The organism is Dactylosporangium sp. McL0621 (assembly GCF_049995355.1).
Lineage (GTDB): Bacteria > Actinomycetota > Actinomycetes > Mycobacteriales > Micromonosporaceae > Dactylosporangium.
The window spans coordinates 12016043-12036893 of record NZ_CP188259.1 but is presented as its reverse complement, the minus strand read 5'-3'; the positions used below and the strand labels follow the sequence as shown (position 1 = coordinate 12036893).

The 20851-nt window shown below is 72.3% G+C and carries 20 protein-coding genes and 1 pseudogene; 17 read left to right on the top strand and 4 right to left on the bottom strand.

The genetic code is table 11. The annotated features are described in order from the left end of the window. The first annotated feature begins 22 nt into the window (after positions 1-22). The 7 genes from rpmJ to truA all read left to right on the top strand — a co-directional run bounded on the left by rpmJ (position 23) and on the right by truA (position 4387). Positions 23-139, top strand: coding sequence for a 50S ribosomal protein L36 (gene rpmJ / locus ACPPVO_RS57050; RefSeq protein WP_091262778.1), 117 nt, complete (start codon positions 23-25; stop codon positions 137-139). A 167-nt stretch (positions 140-306) separates the two neighbouring features. Next, on the top strand, positions 307-687 hold the full coding sequence (gene rpsM, locus ACPPVO_RS57045; RefSeq protein WP_360374620.1) for a 30S ribosomal protein S13: 381 nt from the start codon (positions 307-309) through the stop codon (positions 685-687). A 44-nt stretch (positions 688-731) separates the two neighbouring features. After that, entirely contained in the window at positions 732-1142 is a 411-nt protein-coding gene (gene rpsK, locus ACPPVO_RS57040; RefSeq protein WP_033357646.1) for a 30S ribosomal protein S11, read from the top strand. 15 nt (positions 1143-1157) lie between these two features. After that, positions 1158-1784: a 30S ribosomal protein S4 gene (gene rpsD / locus ACPPVO_RS57035; RefSeq protein WP_360374618.1), complete on the top strand. Its 627-nt coding sequence runs from the start codon at positions 1158-1160 to the stop codon at positions 1782-1784. Between the two features lie 136 nt (positions 1785-1920). Beyond that, positions 1921-2943: a DNA-directed RNA polymerase subunit alpha gene (locus tag ACPPVO_RS57030; protein ID WP_350611890.1), complete on the top strand. Its 1023-nt coding sequence runs from the start codon at positions 1921-1923 to the stop codon at positions 2941-2943. Between the two features lie 30 nt (positions 2944-2973). Further along, entirely contained in the window at positions 2974-3507 is a 534-nt protein-coding gene (rplQ, locus tag ACPPVO_RS57025) for a 50S ribosomal protein L17 (protein WP_360374615.1), read from the top strand. 70 nt (positions 3508-3577) lie between these two features. Next, positions 3578-4387, top strand: a complete 810-nt coding sequence (gene truA / locus ACPPVO_RS57020) for a tRNA pseudouridine(38-40) synthase TruA (RefSeq protein WP_426508093.1) — start codon at positions 3578-3580, stop codon at positions 4385-4387. Between the two features lie 182 nt (positions 4388-4569). Here truA and ACPPVO_RS57015 read toward each other — a convergent pair whose 3' ends face one another. Next, positions 4570-7317 carry a hypothetical protein gene (locus ACPPVO_RS57015; protein ID WP_426508091.1) on the bottom strand — a complete coding sequence of 916 codons (2748 nt, stop codon included), beginning with the start codon at positions 7315-7317 and terminating at the stop codon, positions 4570-4572. A 136-nt stretch (positions 7318-7453) separates the two neighbouring features. On the opposite strand from ACPPVO_RS57015, the gene ACPPVO_RS57010 reads away from it, so the two are divergent. The 4 genes from ACPPVO_RS57010 to ACPPVO_RS56995 are packed head-to-tail and all read left to right on the top strand — an operon-like array spanning position 7454 to position 10855. Continuing rightward, on the top strand, positions 7454-8056 hold the full coding sequence (locus ACPPVO_RS57010) for a class I SAM-dependent methyltransferase (protein WP_426514896.1): 603 nt from the start codon (positions 7454-7456) through the stop codon (positions 8054-8056). Positions 8057-8085: 29 nt separating this feature from the next. Then, positions 8086-9729, top strand: coding sequence for an ABC-F family ATP-binding cassette domain-containing protein (locus tag ACPPVO_RS57005; RefSeq protein WP_360374609.1), 1644 nt, complete (start codon positions 8086-8088; stop codon positions 9727-9729). Between the two features lie 50 nt (positions 9730-9779). Then, entirely contained in the window at positions 9780-10580 is an 801-nt protein-coding gene (gene thiD, locus ACPPVO_RS57000) for a bifunctional hydroxymethylpyrimidine kinase/phosphomethylpyrimidine kinase (RefSeq protein WP_426508089.1), read from the top strand. Positions 10581-10609: 29 nt separating this feature from the next. Beyond that, on the top strand, positions 10610-10855 hold the full coding sequence (locus tag ACPPVO_RS56995; protein WP_426508087.1) for a DUF2630 family protein: 246 nt from the start codon (positions 10610-10612) through the stop codon (positions 10853-10855). Here ACPPVO_RS56995 and ACPPVO_RS56990 read toward each other — a convergent pair whose 3' ends face one another. From ACPPVO_RS56990 to nirB, 3 genes are read right to left on the bottom strand one after another with little or no spacing between them, the layout of a single operon-like run. Continuing rightward, on the bottom strand, positions 10856-11950 hold the full coding sequence (locus tag ACPPVO_RS56990) for a uroporphyrinogen-III synthase (RefSeq protein ID WP_426514895.1): 1095 nt from the start codon (positions 11948-11950) through the stop codon (positions 10856-10858). It abuts the gene before it with no gap. Positions 11951-11994: 44 nt separating this feature from the next. After that, entirely contained in the window at positions 11995-12348 is a 354-nt protein-coding gene (nirD, locus tag ACPPVO_RS56985) for a nitrite reductase small subunit NirD (RefSeq protein ID WP_426508085.1), read from the bottom strand. Next, positions 12345-14810 (bottom strand): nitrite reductase large subunit NirB, encoded by a 2466-nt coding sequence (gene nirB / locus ACPPVO_RS56980; RefSeq protein WP_426508083.1) that lies wholly within the window; start codon positions 14808-14810, stop codon positions 12345-12347. Before nirB ends, nirD begins: the two co-directional genes overlap by 4 nt. A gap of 221 nt (positions 14811-15031) precedes the next feature. Between nirB and ACPPVO_RS56975 the strand changes: the two genes are divergently transcribed. The 6 genes and pseudogenes from ACPPVO_RS56975 to ACPPVO_RS56950 all read left to right on the top strand — a co-directional run bounded on the left by ACPPVO_RS56975 (position 15032) and on the right by ACPPVO_RS56950 (position 20825). After that, positions 15032-15751 carry a hypothetical protein gene (locus ACPPVO_RS56975; protein WP_360374597.1) on the top strand — a complete coding sequence of 240 codons (720 nt, stop codon included), beginning with the start codon at positions 15032-15034 and terminating at the stop codon, positions 15749-15751. A 116-nt stretch (positions 15752-15867) separates the two neighbouring features. After that, positions 15868-17208, top strand: a complete 1341-nt coding sequence (locus tag ACPPVO_RS56970) for a nitrate/nitrite transporter (protein WP_426508080.1) — start codon at positions 15868-15870, stop codon at positions 17206-17208. 263 nt (positions 17209-17471) lie between these two features. Next, positions 17472-17915 carry a 50S ribosomal protein L13 gene (rplM, locus tag ACPPVO_RS56965; RefSeq protein ID WP_360374593.1) on the top strand — a complete coding sequence of 148 codons (444 nt, stop codon included), beginning with the start codon at positions 17472-17474 and terminating at the stop codon, positions 17913-17915. A 212-nt stretch (positions 17916-18127) separates the two neighbouring features. Then, positions 18128-18583, top strand: a pseudogene (gene rpsI, locus ACPPVO_RS56960) (30S ribosomal protein S9); the annotation flags it as partial. 124 nt (positions 18584-18707) lie between these two features. Next, positions 18708-20054 carry a phosphoglucosamine mutase gene (gene glmM / locus ACPPVO_RS56955; protein WP_426508079.1) on the top strand — a complete coding sequence of 449 codons (1347 nt, stop codon included), beginning with the start codon at positions 18708-18710 and terminating at the stop codon, positions 20052-20054. 12 nt (positions 20055-20066) lie between these two features. Continuing rightward, positions 20067-20825: an SDR family oxidoreductase gene (locus ACPPVO_RS56950; RefSeq protein ID WP_360374589.1), complete on the top strand. Its 759-nt coding sequence runs from the start codon at positions 20067-20069 to the stop codon at positions 20823-20825. Positions 20826-20851: the final 26 nt, after the last annotated feature.

Below are 20851 nucleotides of genomic sequence, written 5' to 3'. Positions count from 1 at the left end.
CGCAGCGAGAGTTAGGCAAACCGTGAAGGTCAAGCCGAGCGTCAAGCGGATCTGCAACAACTGCCGGGTCATCCGGCGGCACGGCCGGGTCATGATCATCTGCAGCACCGACCCGCGCCACAAGCAGCGCCAGGGCTGAGTCCCTAGCACCCGCTTCAGTTATTTGCCCGTTCCAGCCTCGGGCGGCCCGCCGATTCGGCGTGGCCTGCGTGGGGTGCACCCTTGGTCGGAGGCCAGGGCCCGTCTGTGGGCAGACGGGAGTGGAGCGGGTACAGACCTCCGCACACTTGAGGAGCACGCCCACCTATGGCACGTCTCGTCGGTGTCGATCTCCCGCGCGAAAAGCGCACGGAGATCGCACTCACCTACATCTACGGCATCGGGCGTACCCGGGCCGTCGAGACCCTGGCCGCCACCGGAATCGACCCGAACAAGCGGGCCCGGGACCTGACCGATGAAGAGGTCGTGCAGCTGCGCGACCACATCGAGGCGAACTACAAAGTTGAAGGCGACCTGCGCCGCGAGGTCGCCGCGGATATCCGCCGCAAGGTCGAGATCGGCTGCTACGCCGGTATCCGGCACCGTAAGGGCCTGCCGGTGCGCGGTCAGCGCACCCGGACCAACGCGCGCACCCGCAAGGGTCCGAAGCGCACGGTCGCCGGCAAGAAGAAGCCGGGCAAGAAGTAATCCCGCCGGTCGAGATCAGAAACGAATCTAGGAGCGCATAGAGAATGCCGCCGAAGGCTCGCGCCGGCGCGACCGCTGTCAAGAAGGTCCGGCGCAAGGAACGCAAGAACGTCGCCCACGGGCAGGCGCACATCAAGAGCACGTTCAACAACACGATCGTGTCGATCACCGACCCGACCGGTGCCGTCATCTCCTGGGCCTCGGCCGGCCAGGTGGGCTTCAAGGGCTCGCGCAAGTCGACCCCGTTCGCCGCGCAGCTGGCCGCCGAGGCCGCCGCTCGCCGCGCGATGGAGCACGGCATGCGCAAGGTCGACGTGTTCGTCAAGGGCCCTGGCTCCGGCCGGGAGACCGCGATCCGCTCGCTGCAGGCCGTGGGCCTGGAGGTCGGGCAGATCTCTGACGTCACGCCGCAGCCGCACAACGGCTGCCGTCCGCCGAAGCGCCGCCGGGTCTAAGGGAAGAGACGAACTATGGCTCGCTATACAGGTGCCGACTGCCGCCGTTGCCGGCGCGAGAAGATGAAGCTGTTCCTCAAGGGCAGCAAGTGCGACGGGCCGAAGTGCCCGTTCGAGTCGCGTCCCTTCCCGCCCGGCCAGCACGGCCGCGGCCGGCCGAAGGAGACCGAGTACCTCCTGCAGCTGCGCGAGAAGCAGAAGGCCCGCCGCATCTACGGCGTGCTGGAGCGTCAGTTCGCCGGCTACTACGAGGAGGCCGTGGCCAAGCCGGGTAAGACCGGCGAGGAGCTGCTGCGCATCCTCGAGTCGCGGCTGGACAACGTCGTGTACCGGGCCGGCCTGGCCACGTCGCGCGACGCGGCCCGCCAGCTCGTGAAGCACGGCCACATCGTGGTCAACGGCCGGAAGGTCGACATCCCGTCGTACCGCCTGCGTGAGCACGACATCGTGCAGGTGCGGGAGAAGTCGCGGGAGCTCACCCCGTTCCAGATCGCGCAGGGCCTCGCGGGCAGCAAGACCGTCCCGGCCTGGCTCGAGTTCATCCCGAGCGAGTTCAAGGTCCTGGTGCACAGCCTGCCGGCCCGGCAGGTCATCGACACCCAGGTCCAGGAGCAGCTCATCGTCGAGCTCTACAGCAAGTAGCAACATTGTCGGCGGAGCCTGGTCCGGGTCGATCATCGCGAAGCGTCATCGAGCCAGACCAGGCGTAGGCCGTGCGGCCACCGCCGATCCGGAGCGCGTCATATAGCGGGCGCGCAACGAACTGGAGGAAAAGAACGTGCTCATCTCACAGCGGCCCAGCCTCGCCGAAGAGTCGATCAGCGAGGTCCGTTCCAAGTTCACCATCGAGCCCCTCGAGCCGGGCTTCGGGTACACCCTCGGCAACTCGCTGCGGCGCACCCTGCTCAGCTCGATCCCGGGCGCGGCGGTCACCAGCATCAAGATCGACGGCGTGCTGCACGAGTTCACCACGATCCCCGGGGTCAAGGAGGACGTGGTCGAGCTCGTCATGAACATCAAGGAGCTGTGCGTCAGCTCCGAGCTGGACGAGCCGGTCTCGATGTACCTGCGCAAGCAGGGCCCGGGCGACGTCACCGCGGGCGACATCCAGCCCCCGGCCGGCGTCTCCGTGCACAACCCCGACCTGAAGCTGGCCACGCTCAACGGCAAGGGCCGTCTCGACATGGAGCTCACGGTCGAGCGGGGCCGTGGCTACGTGACGGCCAACCAGAACAAGCAGCAGGGCCAGGAGATCGGGCGCATCCCGGTCGACTCGATCTACTCGCCGGTGCTCAAGGTGACGTACCGCGTCGAGGCGACCCGTGTCGAGCAGCGCACCGACTTCGACCGGCTCATCATCGACGTCGAGACCAAGGCGTCGCTGACCCCGCGTACCGCGCTGGCCTCGGCCGGCTCGACGCTGGTGGAGCTGTTCGGCCTCGCGCGCGAGCTGGACGAGACCGCCGAGGGCATCGACATCGGCCCGTCGCCGCAGGACGCGCAGCTCGCGGCCGACCTGGCGCTGCCGATCGAGGAGCTGGACCTCACCGTCCGGTCGTACAACTGCCTCAAGCGTGAGGGCATCAACTCCGTGGGGGAGCTGATCAGCCGCACGGAAGCCGACCTCCTCGATATAAGGAATTTCGGTCAGAAGTCGATCGACGAGGTCAAGATGAAGCTCGCCGGGATGGGCCTGGGTCTGAAGGACTCCGCCCCGACGTTCGACCCGGCCCACGTCGTGGACTCCTTCGCCGAGGTGGACTACGACGCCGACGACTACCGCGAGACCGAGCAGCTGTAGTTCAGCCGCTGTATTAGAGGAGTCCCAACAATGCCCACGCCCACCAGAGGTCCCCGCCTCGGCGGCAGCCCCGCGCACGAGCGGCTGATGCTGGCGAATCTCGCCACGTCGCTGTTCAAGCACGGGCGCATCACGACGACCGAGACGAAGGCCAAGCGGCTGCGCCCGCTCGCCGAGCAGCTCATCACCAAGGCCAAGCGCGGCGACCTGCACGCGCGCCGTCAAGCGCTCTCCGTGGTGCGGGACAAGGACGTGGTGTTCCAGCTGTTCGACCAGATCGCGCCGCGGTTCAGCAACCGGCCGGGTGGCTACACCCGCATCGTGAAGACGGGCCCCCGCAAGGGCGACGCGGCTCCGATGGCGATCATCGAGCTGGTCGAGGAGCTCGAGGTGGCCGCCCCGAAGGCGCCGCGCAAGACCGCCGCTCGTAAGGCCGCCAAGGCCGACTCGATCGCGGTGCTCGCCGGCGACGCGGACGAGGACGAGACCCCGGCCCCGGCCGCCGCGTCGTCGTCCTCGGACGAGGGCGACACCGAGGCGAAGGACGAAGAGACCAAGGCCTGATCACCGGTCGAGGTTTGTCGGCCCGGCACCCTTTCGGGGGTGCCGGGCCTTCTTTTGGGAGTTGTACCCCATGAGCGTTCGCGTCCGCCTGGACGTCTCCTACGACGGCACCGACTTCTCCGGGTGGGCCGTGCAGCCGGGCCGCCGGACGGTCGCCGGCGAGCTCCTGGGGGTGCTGGAGCGCCTCTTCGGCTCGGTGGAGGGCCTGACGGTCGCGGGGCGCACGGACGCGGGCGTGCACGCGACCGGGCAGGTGTGCCACATCGAGGTCGCCGAGGAGCGCTGGGCCGCGCTGGAGGCCGCGCTCGTGCACAAGCTGGCCGGGCTCCTCCCGCCCGACGTGCGCGTCCTGGCCGCGGCCGCGGTGCCGCCGGAGTTCGACGCGCGCTTCTCGGCGCTGGCGCGGCGGTACGAGTACCGCGTGACGGACGCCCCCTTCGGTGCCGAGCCCCTCCGCCGCCGCAACACCCTGGCCTGGCCGCGCCCCCTGGACCTGGCCCGGCTGAACGAGGCCGCGGCGGGCCTGGTGGGCGAGCACGACTTCGCCGCGTTCTGCCGGCGCAAGGAGCACGCGAGCACGATCCGCGCCGTGTCGCGGATGGACTGGCGCCGCGACGCCGACGGCATCGTGGTGGCCACCGTGTCGGCGGATGCGTTCTGCTGGTCGATGGTGCGCAGCCTGGTGGGGGCCCAGCTGGTGGCGGGGGACGGCCGGCGGCCGACCTCGTGGCCGGGCGCGCTGCTCACGCGGACGGTCCGGGCCGACGAGGTGATGGTGGCGCCGGCGCACGGCCTGACGCTGGTCGAGGTGACGTACCCGGCGGACGCGGCCGCGCTGCGGGCGCGGGCGGAACTGACCCGCCGGCGCCGCGACCTCTGACCCCTGTCGGCGCCCCGGCCGGCTCGCAAAGCTACGCCTTGCAGTCTGCGCACCGCGGCCAACCGTCAAGCCGGACGCCGCACCGCGTGTTCGATAAGTCGGGCGCTCCGCGCCGCGACTTATCGCTTATTTCAGCATTTTTCGCGCGCTGCGGCTTACGCCCGAATTGGCAGGCGACAGGGCTAGTTCGACGGCGCCGAGGCGGGCAGGGACGCGGCCGGGGTCGCCTCGGGCTGGATGACCGAGCGGTTCTCGATGATCCCGTTGTCCAGGTACGTCTCGACGATGTCGTACGTGATCTGGTTCGGGTACGGGTCGCCCTGGGCGAAGTTGTTGCCGTCGACGCGGGCGATCACGCAGTACGTGATGAAGTGCCCCTTGTAGTTCCACCCGAGCTGCGTCGGCGCGCGCACGAGGGCGTCGGTGCCGGTGCCCGCGCCCACGCTCATGCCCGCGAACCGGCCCTTCTGGCCGTCGACGATCGGCTTGATCCCGTCGAAGGTCTTGGCCGCGACCTGCTCGCTCGTCACGTTGAAGATGCCGGCCGTGATGAGGTACTCCTGGTTCGGCGACTTCATCGTCGCGCGCACGACCTCCGTGCACCCCGCGCCCGCCAGCAGGGTCGCCAGCTGCTCGGTCGCGGCCGCCTTGCAGTCGTTGGACGCCTTGGTGGCGAGGATGACATACGGCGGCTCGTCGGGCACCGCGACGATGTTGTTGCTCGGGAACACCTCGGCCTCGGTCAGCGCCTTCGGGTCCACGTCGCGGCTGCTGATGTCGCGCTTCTGCGGCGCCGACGACGAGCCGGACTTGGCCGAGTCCGGGCCGTTCTTCTCGTCCTTGAAGATGAACCAGGTGCCCACGCCGCACGCGCCGAGCACGACCAGCACCGCGATCGCGCTGAGCGTGGCGACCCACCGGTGCGGACGCGGCCCGGGGCGCACCGGGTCGACGACGGCCCGGGGGCGGTCGAGCCGGTCGTCACGGTCGGGCGGTCCGCCGCGGTCGGAGCGGCGGGGCGACTCGCGCAGGGCGCGCTTGGTCCCCCCGGTGGTGTATTCGCCGGTGTACTCGCCCGTGCCCCGGCCGCGCCTACGCACGCCGGACGGCTCGTCGTACGGGTCGTAGCCCATCTCGTCGTCGGGCGCGCGGCGCTGCTGCGGGGGCTCGTCGTACGCGGGCCGGCGCCGCATCGCCTCGTCGCGCCGTCGCACGCCGCTCTCGTCGCGACGCACGGTCTCGGGCGGGGCCGCGGCCTCGAACCCGGCGCGGGCGCGGCGGCCGGTGTCCTCGAAGCCGCGTGGCTCGTCGTCGTACGGCGGGCGGCTCCGGCGCCCGCGCGGGTCCTCGCCGGGCCGGAACATCGTCGTCTCACCCGCGTACGGCGCGCCGCTGCGCGGGCCCGCGTCCTCGAAGCCGCGCGCGGGGGCGTCGGCCGGCGGGACGCCGTACACGCGGGCGGAGCCGTTCGTGCGCGCGCCGTCGGCCGCGTCCCGGGTGGCGTCGCGCCGCCGCCGCACGCCGCTGTCGTCGCCGGGGCGGAACATCGTGGTCTCGCCGGCGTACGGCACACCGTGCCCGCCGTTCGCCTCGTCCCCGAAGCCGTTGCGGCGGGGGTCGGCGTCGGGCTCGGCCGCGCGTCGGCGGCCGCCCAGGTCTCCCGTGCGCGGCGAGTCGTCGGCGGCCCGGCGGCGCCCACCACCGGTCACGTCGGCGGCGCGCTCACCGCCGCGGGGGCCCAGGTCGCCGGTCAGGCCGCCCCGGACGCTCAGGTCGCCGTTCGCGCCGCCGCGGGGGCCCAGGTCGCCGCTCATGCCACCGCGGCCGCTCAGGTCGCCCCGGGCGCCGCTCAGGTCGCCCGGGGCGCCGTTCGCGCCGCCACGGGCCCCGTTCGCGCCACCACGGGTCGTGAGGTCGCCGGTCCGGGGGCCGAGGTCGCCGGTCCGAGGGCCGAGGCCGCCGGTGCGTGGGTCGGCGTACGCGGCCGGCTGCTCCTCGGCGGCGCGGCGGGCCCGGCGGGCGGCGCCGCTCGTCGGGGCCGAGTCCGGGCGCATGTTCGGGAAGATCGGCACCAGCGGCGGCGGGTCGGCCGTCGGGGCGGCCGCGGCCAGCTCGGTGAGGGGCTTGATGATCGGGGTCAGCTCCGGACCGCGATCGTACGACTGCGCATCGCGCTCCCGGGCCCGCCGCCGGCCGCGCGGCTCGTCGCTCGCGGGCGGGACGGGGATCTGCTGGTCGAGCGGGGGGCGGGCCGGGGGCGCCGGCATCCGGCCGAAGGTGCCGCTCGGGGAGTCGTCGGCGGCCCGGCGGCGGCCGCCCGGGGCGGTGGCGTCCGGGGTCGACCAGCCGTCGACGTTGGCCGGGCGGGCCGGGGGCGGGGCCGGCGGGAGCGCGCCCGGGCCGAAGACGCCGCTGGGGGATTCGTCGCGGGAGCGGCGGCCGCGCACCTCACCGGTGCGGGGGTCGCCACCGCGCGCGTCACGGAGATCGCCCGTGCGCGGATCGCCGCCCCGGGAGTCGGAGCGCAGGTCGCCCGAGCGTGGGTCCGAGCGGAGGTCGCCGGTGCGTGGGTCCGAGCGGAGGTCGCCCGTGCGGGGATCGGAGCGCAGGTCGCCGGTGCGCGGGTCGGGGCCCGTGCGCGAATCGGGGCCCACGCGGCGCAGGGCCGTCGTACGGTCGAACGAGCCCGAGCGGTCCATCGGGTCGGGACGGTCGAAGGACCCGGCCCGCTCGCCCGTGCCCGAGCGCTCCAGACGACCCGGGCCCGGCCCGTCGAAGTCGAAGGGGTCGGGCGGCGGCGCGGAGAAGGGGTCGGGCTCGCCCCGGCTGCTGCCGCGTAGACCGGCCAGCCAGTTGTCGGCTTCGTCCGCCTCGTCCCGGCGGAACGAGTCGGAGCGCCGCTTCCGGCGCTGCTCGTCCCGAGAAGTCATGTCGCACAGGGTAGCCGACGTCGCCGTGCGGTGGCTTGTCGGCGATGTCTCGTACCTCTCGAACGGGTGGCCGCCGAAACCGCCGGTCACCTGCGCGTGGACAATGCGTTGCGAACGGCGGGGCAGGAGGGGCATGTTGGCAGGCGAGCACTACTTCTCGGCCGACCCGGCGGTGGCGCACGAGCGGCACGAGGTCGTCTTCCACGCGCTGGACCAGGAGTTTCGCCTGGCCTCCGCGTCCGGGGTGTTCTCGTGGAGCGGCCTGGACCGGGGCACCGCGGTGCTGCTCGGCGAGGCCCCGCTGCCGGGCCCGCAGACCGAGGGCGCGCTGCTGGACCTGGGCTGCGGGTACGGCCCGATCTCGGTCGTCCTCGCGACCGCGGCGCCGCGGACGACGGTCTACGCGATCGACGTGAATCAGCGCGCGCTCGAGCTGGTGCGGGAGAACGCTGGCGGGCGCCGCATCGTCGCGGCGATGCCCGACGAGGTGCCGGCGACTGTCAGCTTTGCGCAGATCTGGTCCAACCCGCCGATCCGGGTCGGCAAGGCGGAGCTGCACGCGCTGCTGCTGCGCTGGCTGCCCCGGCTCGCCCCGGACGGGGTCGCGTGGCTGGTCGTGGCCAAGAACCTCGGCGGCGACTCGCTGCAGCGCTGGCTCGCCGAGCAGGGCTTCGCGGCCGAGCGCCACGCCTCCGACAAGGGTTTCCGGGTACTCAAGGTCGGAAAACCGCTTTCGTAAGGTACGACTGCCGATGAAGCTCTTCAGACGTGGGATATGTGGACGTCGCAGGGGTCGGGCACACGCTGCCGGACGGCCGTGAGCTCTTCTCCGAGGTCTCGTTCCGGGTCGGCGAGGGCGCGAAGGTGGCGCTCGTCGGGCCGAACGGGGCCGGCAAGACGACCCTGCTGAAGATGGTCGCCGGCGACCTGCCGGTGCACGAGGGCGCCGTGGCGCGCTCCGGCGGGCTGGGCGTGATGCGCCAGTTCATCGGCATGATCGGGGACGACCGGACGCTGTACGACCTGGCGCTCGACCTGGCCCCGCCGCGCCTGAACGAGATCGGCCGCCGCGTGGCCGACGCCGAGCGCGGGCTGGCCGACGGCACCGAGAAGTCGCAGCTCAGGTACGCCAATGCGCTCGCGGCGTGGGGCGAGGCGGGCGGGTACGACGCGGAGGTCCTCTTCGACACCGCGAGCGTCGCCGCGCTGGGCCTGCCCTGGGACGCCACCCGCGACCGGCCGGTGCGCACGCTCTCGGGCGGGCAGCAGAAGCGGTTCGCGCTCGAGCTGCTCCTGCGCGGCGAGGACGAGGTGCTGCTGCTGGACGAGCCGGACAACTTCCTCGACGTACCGGGGAAACGCTGGCTCGAGGACCGTCTGCGCGAGTCCGCGAAGAGCGTGCTGTACGTCTCGCACGATCGCGAGCTGCTGGCCCGGTCCGCGGATCGCGTGGTCGCGGTCGAGGGCGGCTCCGCGTGGGTGCACCCGGGCGGGTTCGCGTCGTGGCACGAGGCCCGCAGCGCCCGCCACGAGCGCCTGGACGAGCTGCGGCGCCGCTGGGACGAGGAGCGCGAGAAGCTCAAGGCGCTCGTGCTGATGTACCGCACGAAGGCCGCCTACAACGACGGGCTGGCCTCGCGCCTGCAGGCCGCCGAGACCCGGCTGCGCAAGTTCGAGGAGGCCGGGCCGCCACCGGCGCCGCCGAAGGAGCAGGACATTCGGATGCGGCTTTCCGGCGGGCGTACCGCCAAACGCGCCGTCATGTGCGAGCAGCTCGAGCTCGACGGGCTGACCTACCCCTTCGACCTGGAGATCTGGTACGGCGACCGCGTGGCCGTCCTCGGCGGCAACGGCACCGGCAAGTCGCACTTCCTGCGGCTGCTGGCCCGCGGCGGCACCGACCCGGACGGCCCGCAGATCGGCATGGAGATGACGCCGGTGGCGCACGGCGGCCGGGTGCGCCTCGGCGCGCGGGTGCGGCCGGGCCACTTCTCGCAGACCCACGACCGCCCGGAGCTGCTGGACAAGACCCTCGCCGAGATCCTCTGGCGCGGCGACGACTGGCGCACCGGCCTGCCGCGCCCGCAGGCGATGCCGGCGCTGGGGCGGTACGAGCTCGCGGCCCAGGCCGACCAGCGCTTCGGCAGCCTGTCCGGCGGCCAGCAGGCCCGGTTCCTGGTGCTGCTGCTGGAGCTGTCCGGGGCGACGCTGCTGCTGCTCGACGAGCCGACCGACAACCTCGACCTGGCCAGCGCCGAGGCCTTGGAGGAGGGCCTGCGCGGCTTCGACGGCACGGTGATCGCGGTCACGCACGACCGCTGGTTCAGCCGCTCCTTCGACCGGTACGTGCTCTTCCGCGCCGACGGTGAGGTGGTGGAGGTACCGGAACCGGTCTGGGAGGGGCGCGGATAACGGACCGGTTGTGCGGTCCGTCGGTCACCCTCCGTGGTGATCTGGCGCCCGTGGAGCCGACTGTTGTACTCACGATCGGGGCGTCCGACTGCTCCGGCGGCTCGGGCCTGCAGGCCGACCTGCGGACCCTGGCCGCGCTGCGGATGCACGGCGCCTCGGTCGTGACCGCGGTGATGTCGCGCAACACGCGCGACACCGCCACCCTCTTCCCGCAGCCGACGAACGTCGTCACCGCGCAGCTCAGCAGCGTGCTGGAGGACCTGCGGGTGGCCGCGGTGAAGACCGGCATCCTGCCCACGCCGGAGACGGCCGTGGCGATCGCGGCCCGAGCGCGCACCGGCGCCCTGCCCAACCTCGTCGTCGACCCGGTCCTCACGGCGGCGTCGGGCTCGCGGATGGGGCTCATCGCGGCGTACGAGCGGCTGATCCCCCACGCGAGCGTCCTCACCCCGAACCGCGAGGAGGCCTCGGCCCTGCTCGGCTGGAACGTCTTCACGCCGGAGGACATGGCGACGGCCGCGTCCCAGCTCTCCGCGCGCGGCCCGCGCTGCGTGGTCATCACCGGCGGCGACTTCGCGGCCGGCACCGACGCGATCGACGTGGTCTGGTCGGACGGCGAGGCGCGCCAGCTGCACAGCCCGCGCATCGCGAGCCGCAACACCGACGGCAGCGGCGCGACCTTCGCCACGGCCGTGGCCGCGCGCCTGGCCACCGGCGACGAGGCCGATGTGGCGGTGTCCTGGGCGAAGGGCTTCGTGGGCCGCGCGATCGGCGACGCGACGGACTGGCGCCTGGGCGGCGGCACCGGCCCGATCGACCAGTTCGGCTGGTCCTCCCTCACCCTGCGCTGAGCCGCGGCGGGTGGTGGATGATGCATGCCATGGACGAGAAGACGCTGATCCACCAGATCTCGACGCTTGTCGACGAGGAGCACGGGTTGCGCACGCAGCTGCAGACAGGCAAGATCACCGAGCAGGAGGAGCACGACCGGCTGCGCTCGCTCGAGGAGCAGCTCGACCAGCTCTGGGACCTGCTGCGGCGCCGGCGCGCGGCGAAGCTCCAGGGTGTTTCGCCCGACGAGGTCGAGGTGCACTCCGTCGACGAGGTCGAGCACTACCTGCAGTAGCTAGTCCACCCGCAGGCGGTAGCCGCGCTTCACCACCGTCTGGACGAAGGCCGAGCCGCCCAGGGCCGCCCGCAGGCGGGCCACCGCCATCTCCACCGCGTGCTCGTCCGCGCCCCGCGGCAGCTCGCGCAGGAGGGCCGCCCGCGACAGGACGCGGCCGGGCGAGGCGGCCAGGGCGCGCAGCACCGCCATCGGGCCCGGGGCCAGGGGCTTCAGGGTGCCGTCGATTATCGCGGCGTGCCCGCGCAGGGTCACCGCGGCGCCCGCGACGTGCAGGGTGGGGGAGCGCTTGGGCAGCTCGTCCACCAGGATGCGCACGAGGGCGCCGAGCCGGGCCCGGGCCGGCGCGGCCACCGGGACGCCCAGGCGCTGCAGCGGCGCCGCGGTGACGGGGCCCACGCAGGCCGCCAGGACGTCGGTGCGCAGGGCCTCGAGCACGTCCGGCGCCTCGGGGCCGGCCACGCGCAGCAGCGAGCTGACGGCCGGCGCCGACGTGAACGTGACCGAGTCGACCAGGCGCGAGCAGATCAGGTCGACCAGCCGGCGCAGGGGCGCGGGGTCGACGGGGGGAGCCCAGCGGTACACCGGGATCTCCACCACGACCGCGCCCGCGTCGCGCAGGGCGGACGTGAACTCGGGGTGGGGCTCCCCGTGCAGCTGCAGGGCGATGCGCCGCCCCGCGATACTGCCCGGGTAGCCGCCCGACGTCAGGTAGTCGAGGACCTCGTCGCAGCTCTCCGTCTCCGGGGACCAGGCCTCCAGCATGCCCGCCGCCCGCACGGCGCCCTTGGCCTTCGGGCCGCGCGCGATCAGGTACGCGCCGTCGAGCCGCGCCCGCAGCGCCTCGCCGAGGCCCCAGCCCTCCGCGGCCTCGATCCAGCCCCGCAGGCCGATGCCCGTGGTGGCGATGACGATGTCGGGCGGCACGTCGACGCACGAGATCGTGGCCGCCTTGAGCTCGGTGTCGTCCGCAACGGGCACGATGCGCAGCGCCGGGGCGAGCACCACCCGGGCGCCGCGCCGCTCCAGGAGCGCGCTGAGCTCGTCGCGGCGCCGGTCGGCGGTCACGGCCACGGTGAACCCGGCCAGGGGCAGGTCCTCGCCCGAGTCCGGCCGCACCTCGATCGTGCTGCTGGTGCTCACGGGCGATCTCCAGAACCGGACGTCGTGAGGGCGGCGGCGATCTCGACCATGCCGTCGGCGATGCGCACCTCGTACACCGGCACCCGCACCCCCGGCTCGTCCAGGCACTCCCCGGTGGCCAGGTCGAACGCCTGCTTGTGCATGGGGGAGGCGACCACGGCCCGGTCGCCCCGGCTGCCGACGATCCCGCGCGAGAGCACGGCCGCGCCGCTGATCGGGTCGACGTTGCCGATGGCGTGCACGGTGCCGTCGGAGGTCCGGAAGAGCGCCACCTGGTCCCCGCCCACGAGGGCGGCCACCCCCCGGTCCGGCTCGAGGCGGACGAACGGGCAGACGACGGTCCAGCTCATGGGCGTGCTCCCAGGACGAGGGGGACAGGCTGTCCGCGTTCGGATACGAAGGTGATCGTCGGGTCGGGGGTGCCGGGGGCGTTGACGAACGAGACGAACCGCGCCAGGCGCTCCGGGTCCTCGACGGTCGCCCGCCACTCGTCGGCGTACGACGTGACGTGGCGGGCCATCATGGCGTCGAGCTCGGCGGCGATGCCGAGGGAGTCCTCCACGATTACCGAGCGCAGGTAGTCGAGGCCGCCCTCCAGCCCCTCGATCCAGGCCGCGGTGCGCTGGAGCCGGTCGGCGGTGCGGATGTAGAACATCAGGAACCGGTCCACGACCCGGATGAGCTCCTCGGTCGGCAGGTCCGAGGCGAGCAGGTCGGCGTGGCGGGGCCGGAAGCCGCCGTTGCCGCCGACGTAGAGGTTCCAGCCGTTGTCGGTGGCGATGATGCCGAAGTCCTTGCTCCGGGCCTCGGCGCACTCGCGGGCGCAGCCGGACACCGCGGACTTGAGCTTGTGCGGGGCGCGCAGGCCGCGGTACCGCAGCTCCAGTTCGATCGCCAGCCCGACCGAGTCCTGCACGCCGTAGCGGCACCAGGTCGACCCGACGCAGGACTTCACGGTGCGCAGCGCCTTGCCGTACGCGTGCCCGGACTCGAACCCGGCCCCGACCAGCCGGCTCCAGATCGCGGGCAGCTGCTCGACCCGGGCGCCCAGCAGGTCGATGCGCTGGCCGCCGGTGATCTTGGTGTAAAGGTTGAAGTCCCGCGCCACCTCGCCGATCACGATCAGCTTCTCCGGCGTGATCTCGCCGCCGGGGATGCGCGGGACCACCGAGTAGGTGCCGTTGCGCTGGATGTTGGCCAGGAAGTGGTCGTTGGTGTCCTGCAGCGAGGCCTGCTCCCCGTCGAGCACGTAGTCGTTGTGCAGCGAGGCGAGGATCGAGGCGACCGTCGGCTTGCACACGTCGCAGCCGCGCCCGCGCCCGTGCTCCTCGATGAGCTGCGAGAACGTGCGGATCTCGCGGATCCGCACGATGTCGAAGAGCTCGGCGCGGGAGTACTCGAAGTGCTCGCACAGCGCCTTGGAGGCCGCGACACCGTTGGAGACGAGGATCTTCTTCAGCAGCGGCACGCAGGACCCGCAGCTCGTACCGGCCCGGGTGCACTCCTTGATCGCGGCGACGTCGGTGCAGCCCTCCGCGATCGCGGCCACCACCTGGCCCTGGGTGACCGCGTTGCAGCTGCAGACCTGCGCCTCGGCCGGCAGCGCCACGTCGCCGGCCACGTCCCCGGCCAGCAGGGCGAGCGGGTGCCCGGGCAGCGGGCCGCCGACGCTGGCCCGCAGCGTGGGGTACGCGCTCGCGTCCCCCACGAGGATGCCGCCGAGCAGCGTCTGGGCGTCGTCGGAGAGCACCAGCTTCGCGTAGCGCCCGTTCGCCGGGTCGAGGTACACGATGTCGAGGAGGTCTTCCCGGCCGCCCGTCCCGGAAGGCAGGGCGTCGCCGAAGCTGGCCACGTCGACGCCGAGCAGCTTGAGCTTCGTCGAGGTGTCCGCGCCGGGGAACTCGGCGGCCCCGCCGAGCAGCCGGTCGGCGACGACCTCGGCCATCGCGTAGCCGGGCGCGACCAGCCCGTAGCACTGGCCCTCGATCGCGGCGCACTCGCCGACGGCGTAGATCGCGGAGTCCTCGGTGCGGCAGCCGGCGTCGACGAGCACGCCGCCGCGCGCCCCCGTGGCCAGCCCGGCGGCCCGGGCGAGCTCGTCGCGGGGCCGGATGCCGGCCGCGACCACCACGATGTCGGCCGGCACGTGGGCGCCGTCGGAGAGCGTCAGGTTGAGCCGCCCGCTCGGCGAGGTCTGGCGGATCGCGGTCGTGCCGGCGCCGAGGTGCACGCGCACGCCGAGGTCCTCCACGAACCGCCGCAGCACCGCCCCGCCCGCCGCGTCGACCTGCACCGGCATCAGCCGCGGGGCGAACTCGATCACGTGGGTGCGCAGGCCCAGCAGGCGCAGCGCGTTGGCCGCCTCCAGGCCGAGCAGCCCGCCGCCGATCACCGCGCCGACCTCGCGGCCCTGCGCGTGGTCCCGGATCGCCTCGAGGTCGTCCAGGGTGCGGTACACGAACACGCCCGCCTGGTCCACCCCGGTGATCGGCGGCACGAAGGCCGAGGACCCGGTCGCGAGGACCAGGGCGTCGTACTCGTACACGCCGCGTCCGGTGAAGACCTTGCGCGCGGCCCGGTCGATCGACTGCACCGGCTCACCGAGTCGCAGGTCGACCCCGTCGGGCAGGTCGTAGGTCAGCTCCTGGGCCGAGACCCCGTCGAAGTACGCCGACAGGCGCACCCGGTCGTAGGCCGGGCGGCTCTCCTCGGCGAGCACGGTGATCTGCCACCGGCGCCCCGCGTCGCGGGCGGTCAGGGCCTCGGCGAACCGGTGCCCGACCATGCCGTGGCCGACCACGACCACCCTCATCGACGAACCTGAGTCAGCCACCGCTTCGGACATGGCCAAAGGCTGCCGAAGGGCGGTTTCGCTCCAAAGTCCCGAATGTTTCGCGCCTGCTAAGAGCGCCTCACACGCGGCTCAAGCAGGGCGTTACCGAGCCGTGTTGGATTCGACGCCGCATTGTAGATTGGCGACCGTCCGCGGCTGGGTAGAACAACCAGGGACCCCTATGTACTAGGAGGAAGCAGATGCGCACGACCGGCAAGGTCGCACTCGCGGCCGTTGCGGCGCTCAGCATCGGGCTCACCGGATGCAGTGGCGACAGCGCCAAACCCGGGGCTGGCACCTCGGCGGGAGCTTCCGGCGCCACCGGCGCGGGCGGCGGCACGTCGGGCGGCGCCTCCACCGGCGCCTCGGGCGACACGAACGGCACCACCGGCGGCGGCCAGGGCAGCGTCGCGTCCTGCCTGGTCGGCAGCTGGAAGGCCGACAACATCACCGGCAAGCTCTCCGGCCCGGTGGGCGGCACCTTCCAGGGCGGCAGCGGCACGCTGCTGACCATCGACTCCGGCGGCAAGACACAGGTCGACTTCGGCTCGATGCAGCCGGTCACCTTCACCTTCTCCGTCTCCGGCAACGACGTGAAGGGCAGCTTCTCGTACGGCGGCAAGGTCAACGGCGCGATCAAGAGCCCGTCCGGCACGACCGGCACGCTCGAGCCGACCGGTTCGGTGGACTTCAGCACCCTCACGGTGACCGTCGACCTGACCGCGCCGGTCGCCCAGCGCGTCGCCGACAAGGTCGCGATCTCCGAGTTCGCCGGCACCGGTACCGCCAACACCGGCGGCGCGGTGGACTCCCAGCCGATCCTGAAGAAGAGCGCGTACGAGTGCGGCAGCGGCACGCTGAAGCTCTCCCCGCCCGCGGGCGCCGACGACACCGGCACCTGGACGTTCAAGAAGGCCTGACCAAAGCCCGGGCGGCGGATCTCACAAGCCGAGATCCGCCGCCGTGGGGGAAACGTTTCGACCTCGATAACTTCGTCGCGACGACCCGAAACGGGCCGTTCGTAGCGTCCACGGTCATGACGCTTGCCGTGGAGAAACCGCAGTCTCAGCCCGAGCCGCGCCGCGGCCGGTGGATCGACGACTGGCACCCCGAGGACCCCGAGTTCTGGATGCGGACCGGCGCGAAGATCGCCCGCCGGAACCTGATCGTCTCCATCCTCTCCGAGCACATCGGCTTCTCGATCTGGAGCCTGTGGTCGGTCTTCGTACTCTTCCTGGGGCCGAAGTACGGCTTCGACCCGGCCCAGAAGTTCCTGCTCACGACCGCGCCGACGCTGGTCGGGGCGGTGCTGCGGCTGCCGTACACCTTCGCCGTGGCCCGGTTCGGCGGCCGCAACTGGACGATCTTCAGCGCGCTGCTGCTCCTGGTGCCGACCGTCTTCGCGGGCATCGTCCTGGAGCCGGGCGTCTCGTTCACCACGCTGCTCATCGCCGCCTCCGTGGCCGGCGTCGGCGGCGGCAACTTCGCCTCCTCGATGGCCAACATCAACGCCTTCTACCCGCAGCGGCTGAAGGGCTGGGCGCTGGGGATCAACGCCGGCGGCGGCAACATCGGGGTGGCCGCGGTGCAGCTCGTCGGGCTGCTCGTGCTCGCCACCGCCGGGGTGGCGCACCCGCGCCTCATCGTGCTGATCTACCTGCCGCTGATCGTCGTCGCCGCGCTGCTGGCCGCCGTCTTCATGGACAACCTGACGCACGCGTCCAACGACCGGCGGGCGATGCGCGACGTGATCAAGGATGCCCACGCGTGGATCATGTCGCTGCTGTACATCGGGACGTTCGGGTCGTTCATCGGCTTCGGGTTCGCCTTCGGGCAGGTGCTCCAGGTGCAGTTCAAGGCCGACTTCGATACCCCCGTGAAGGCGGCCTACCTCACCTTCCTGGGTCCGCTGCTCGGCTCGCTGATCCGCCCGTTCGGCGGCATGCTGGCCGACCGCTTCGGCGGTGCGGTGATCACCTTCTGGAACTTCGTGGCCATGGCGCTCGGCGCGGGCACGGTCCTGCTCGCCTCCCGCCAGCACTCCCTGCCACTCTTCGTGACCGGGTTCGTGTTCCTGTTCGTCTTCAGCGGCCTCGGCAACGGCTCGACGTACAAGATGATCCCGGCGATCTTCCGGGCGAAGTTCCCGCACGACGAGCGCACCGCGCGGCGGCTGGCGACCGCGCTCATCGGCGTGGCCGGGGCGGTCGGGGCGGCCGGCGGCGTGCTGGTGAACCTCGCGTTCCGGCAGTCGTTCCTGACGTACAAGACGGGTGACGGCGCCTATCTCGTGTTCATCGGGTTCTACGCGCTGTGCTTCCTCGTCACCTGGCTGGTCTACCTGCGCCGTTCGCCCCGCCGGTTGGCCGGGGTGTGAGCGGTACCGAGCGTAGCGAGGTGGGCGCTCACCAGAAGCACAGCCTGACGCTCAGGCCGGTGCCGGAGCCTGCGGAGGCGCCGGTCTGAGCGACCCGGATTTGGTTCATCTGGGGGCGCCGAGTATCGTGGACTGCTGTTGTGCGATGACAAGGCGTCCCCACTGTTCGGGTACGCTGGGTGACTGTGCGCCCGGACTAATCGGTTCAGCGCCATCATCGAGGACGCACCCCGGACCGACGACGTGGAAGACAAGGTAGACCTGTGGGTACGTACAGCCCGAAGCCGGGCGAGATCGAGCGCGTGTGGCATGTCATCGACGCCACCGACGTGGTGCTCGGCCGCCTGGCCACGCACGCTGCGACGCTGCTGCGCGGCAAGCACAAGCCGACGTTCGCCCCGCACGTGGACACCGGCGACTTCGTCATCGTGATCAACGCCGGCGCGGTGGCGCTGACCGGCAACAAGCGCCAGACCAAGGTGGCCTACCGCCACTCCGGCTACCCGGGTGGTCTGAAGCGGGTCGGTTACGAGGAGCTGCTCACCAAGAACCCCGAGCGGGCGATCGAGCTGGCCGTCAAGGGCATGCTCCCGCACAACCGCCTGGGCGCGCGCCAGATCCGCAAGCTGAAGGTGTACGCGGGCGCCGAGCACCCGCACGCCGCTCAGCTGCCCCAGCCGTTCGAGATCAAGCAGATCGCGCAGTGAGCGCGGACGAAGGACTGAGCGTGACCGACGAGACCATCGACGCCCCGGCGCCGGCCGCTGACGCGACCGTCGAGGCTCCGGCCGCCCCGGCCGCCGCTGCCCCGGCCCCCGCCGCTACGGCTACCGCCCCGGCCGCCGCCGCTACCGCCCCGGCGGCCACGGCTACCGCCCCGGCGGCCACGGCTACCGCCCCGGCGGCCACGGCCACGGCCACGGCCACGGCCACGGCCCCGACCACGGCCACAGCCACCAGCGCGGCGCCGACCCGTGCCCGCCGCGCCGGCCAGCCGATCCAGACCGTTGGCCGCCGCAAGGAGGCCATCGTCCGGGTTCGCCTGGTCCCCGGCACCGGCAAGTTCACGCTGAACGGCCGCGAGCTGGAGAACTACTTCCCGAGCAAGGTGCACCAGCAGTCGGTGCGGGAGCCGCTCGTGATCGTCGAGAAGGCCGAGGCCTTCGACGTCTTCGCCAACCTGCGTGGCGGCGGCACCACCGGCCAGGCGGGCGGGCTGCGCCTCGCGATCGCCCGCGCCCTGATCGAGAACGACCCGGACGACCGTCCCGCCCTCAAGAAGGCCGGCTTCCTGACCCGGGACGCCCGCGCGACCGAGCGCAAGAAGTACGGTCTGAAGAAGGCCCGTAAGGCTCCTCAGTACTCGAAGCGCTAACGAAGCATCTCGGCCGGGTGCCACCCTGGAGGTGGGCACCCGGCCGTTTCGTGTTGCGCGGGCGGTACGCCGGCCGATGTGCCGGTTGGAGCGCGCGGTGGGTTCGACCTTGGGAGGTTTCGCGATGGGGCGACTCTTCGGCACCGACGGAGTTCGTGGGCGGGCCAACGCCGACCTGACTCCGGAGCTGGCGATGGCGGTCGCCATCGCGGCGGCCCAGGCGCTGTTCGAGCATGATCACTCCCACGCGCCGGTCGCGGTCGTCGGGCGGGATCCGCGCGCGAGCGGCGAGATGCTGGAGTCGGCCGTCGTGGCCGGCCTGACCAGCGCGGGGGCCAACGTGGTGCGGGTCGGCGTGCTGCCGACACCCGCGGTGGCGTACCTCACCGGCGTCCTCGACGCCGACATCGGCGTGATGCTCTCGGCCTCGCACAACCCGATGCCCGACAACGGGATCAAGCTCTTCGCCGCCGGTGGGCACAAGCTGCCCGACGAGGTCGAGGACGAGATCGAGCGCCTCATGGACGGCACCAGCCACCGCCGTCCCACCGGCGCCGGGGTCGGCCGGGTCACCGACTACGCCGACGGCGAGGACCGCTACGTCCGGCACCTGCTGACCTCGCTGCCCAGCCCGCTGGCCGAGCTCACCGTCGTGGTCGACTGCGCCAACGGCGCCGCCTCCTCCGCCGCGCCCGAGGCCTACCGCCGCGCGGGCGCCTCGGTCATCGCGATAAACGCGGACCCCGACGGTCTCAACATCAACGACGACTGCGGCTCCAACCACATCGCGCAGCTGCGCCGGGCTGTCGTCGAGCACGGCGCCGACCTGGGCATCGCGCACGACGGCGACGCCGACCGCTGCATCGCGGTGGCGGCCGACGGCACCGAGATCGACGGTGACCAGATCATGGCCGTCCTCGCCCTGTCGATGCGCGAGGACGGGCTGCTGACCGAGGACACGCTCGTCGCGACCGTGATGAGCAACCTGGGCCTCAAGCTGGCCATGGCCGAGGCCGGCATCCGGCTGCTGGAGACCAAGGTCGGCGACCGGTACGTGCTGGAGGAGCTGCGCGCCAAGGGCCTCGCGCTCGGCGGCGAGCAGAGCGGGCACATCGTGATGCCCGCGTTCGCCACGACCGGGGACGGCGTGCTCACCGCCCTGCACCTCATGGGGCGCATGGAGCGCACGGGCAAGAGCCTCAAGGAGCTCGCGGCGGTGGTACACCGGCTGCCGCAGGTGATGATCAACGTGCCCGTGCTCGACCGGGCCGCGGCCGCCCGCTCGCCGCAGGTGCTCGACGCGGCCAAGCAGGTCGAGGGCGAGCTCGGCGGCACCGGCCGGGTGCTGCTGCGCCCCTCCGGCACCGAGCAGCTCGTGCGCGTCATGGTCGAGGCCGGCACGCAGGAGATCGCCAAAGAGGCGGCCGAGCGGATTGCTCACATCGTGCGAACGGTGTCGCCTACCCAGTAGTAACGTGCGCCCATGACAGAAGCCCGCACCGTCATCGTCACCGGCGCCTCCCGGGGTATCGGCAAGGCGAGCGCCCTGGCCTTCGCCGCCGAAGGCTGCAACGTCGTGCTCACCTCGCGCAAGATCGAAACCCTGGACGAGGTCGCGGCCGAGATCACCGCGCAGTTCCCGGGGGCCGGCGTGCTCACCCACGCCGCCCACGCCGCCGAGCCCGACCAGGCCGAGGCGGTCGTCGCGGCGGCGATGGAGCGCTTCGGCGCGATCGACGTGCTGGTGAACAACGCCGGCACCAACCCGTACTTCGGCCCGCTCATGGACATCGACCCGGTGCGCGCCGAGAAGACCGTCCGGCTCAACCAGTTCGGCCCGGTGCTGTGGAGCCAGCTGGTGTGGAAGGCGTCGATGTCGCAGCGCGGCACGGGCGCCATCGTCAACGTCGCCTCGGTCGGCGGCGTGCTCACCGAGCCCGGGATCGGCTACTACAACGCGACAAAGGCCGCCGTCATCCACCTGACCCGCCAGATGGCCGCCGAGCTGGCCCCGGTGCGGGTCAACGCGGTCGCGCCCGGGATCGTGCGTACCCACCTGGCCCGCGGGCTGTGGGAGAACAACGAGGACTTCCTCAGCGACAAGCTCCCCCTCGGCCGCATCGGCGAGCCGGACGACATCGCCGAAGTCATCACCTTCCTGGCCGGTACTGCGTCACGCTGGATGACGGGCCAGACCCTGGTGGTCGACGGCGGCGCCCAGATCCGTTCGTCGCTCATCTAGGGTCGGCTGTTCGTGCGCATTTCCCG

Bases quoted from the DNA above. Each gene is read 5' to 3' on its own strand.
- rpsM (WP_360374620.1), top strand. From the start codon at position 307: ATGGCACGTCTCGTCGGTGTCGATCTCCCGCGCGAAAAGCGCACGGAG.
- rpsK (WP_033357646.1), top strand. From the start codon at position 732: ATGCCGCCGAAGGCTCGCGCCGGCGCGACCGCTGTCAAGAAGGTCCGG.
- rpsD (WP_360374618.1), top strand. From the start codon at position 1,158: ATGGCTCGCTATACAGGTGCCGACTGCCGCCGTTGCCGGCGCGAGAAG.
- rplQ (WP_360374615.1), top strand. From the start codon at position 2,974: ATGCCCACGCCCACCAGAGGTCCCCGCCTCGGCGGCAGCCCCGCGCAC.
- truA (WP_426508093.1), top strand. From the start codon at position 3,578: ATGAGCGTTCGCGTCCGCCTGGACGTCTCCTACGACGGCACCGACTTC.
- ACPPVO_RS57015 (WP_426508091.1), bottom strand. From the start codon at position 7,317: ATGACTTCTCGGGACGAGCAGCGCCGGAAGCGGCGCTCCGACTCGTTC.
- ACPPVO_RS56995 (WP_426508087.1), top strand. From the start codon at position 10,610: ATGGACGAGAAGACGCTGATCCACCAGATCTCGACGCTTGTCGACGAG.
- nirD (WP_426508085.1), bottom strand. From the start codon at position 12,348: ATGAGCTGGACCGTCGTCTGCCCGTTCGTCCGCCTCGAGCCGGACCGG.
- nirB (WP_426508083.1), bottom strand. From the start codon at position 14,810: ATGAGGGTGGTCGTGGTCGGCCACGGCATGGTCGGGCACCGGTTCGCC.
- ACPPVO_RS56975 (WP_360374597.1), top strand. From the start codon at position 15,032: ATGCGCACGACCGGCAAGGTCGCACTCGCGGCCGTTGCGGCGCTCAGC.
- ACPPVO_RS56970 (WP_426508080.1), top strand. From the start codon at position 15,868: ATGACGCTTGCCGTGGAGAAACCGCAGTCTCAGCCCGAGCCGCGCCGC.
- glmM (WP_426508079.1), top strand. From the start codon at position 18,708: ATGGGGCGACTCTTCGGCACCGACGGAGTTCGTGGGCGGGCCAACGCC.
- ACPPVO_RS56950 (WP_360374589.1), top strand. From the start codon at position 20,067: ATGACAGAAGCCCGCACCGTCATCGTCACCGGCGCCTCCCGGGGTATC.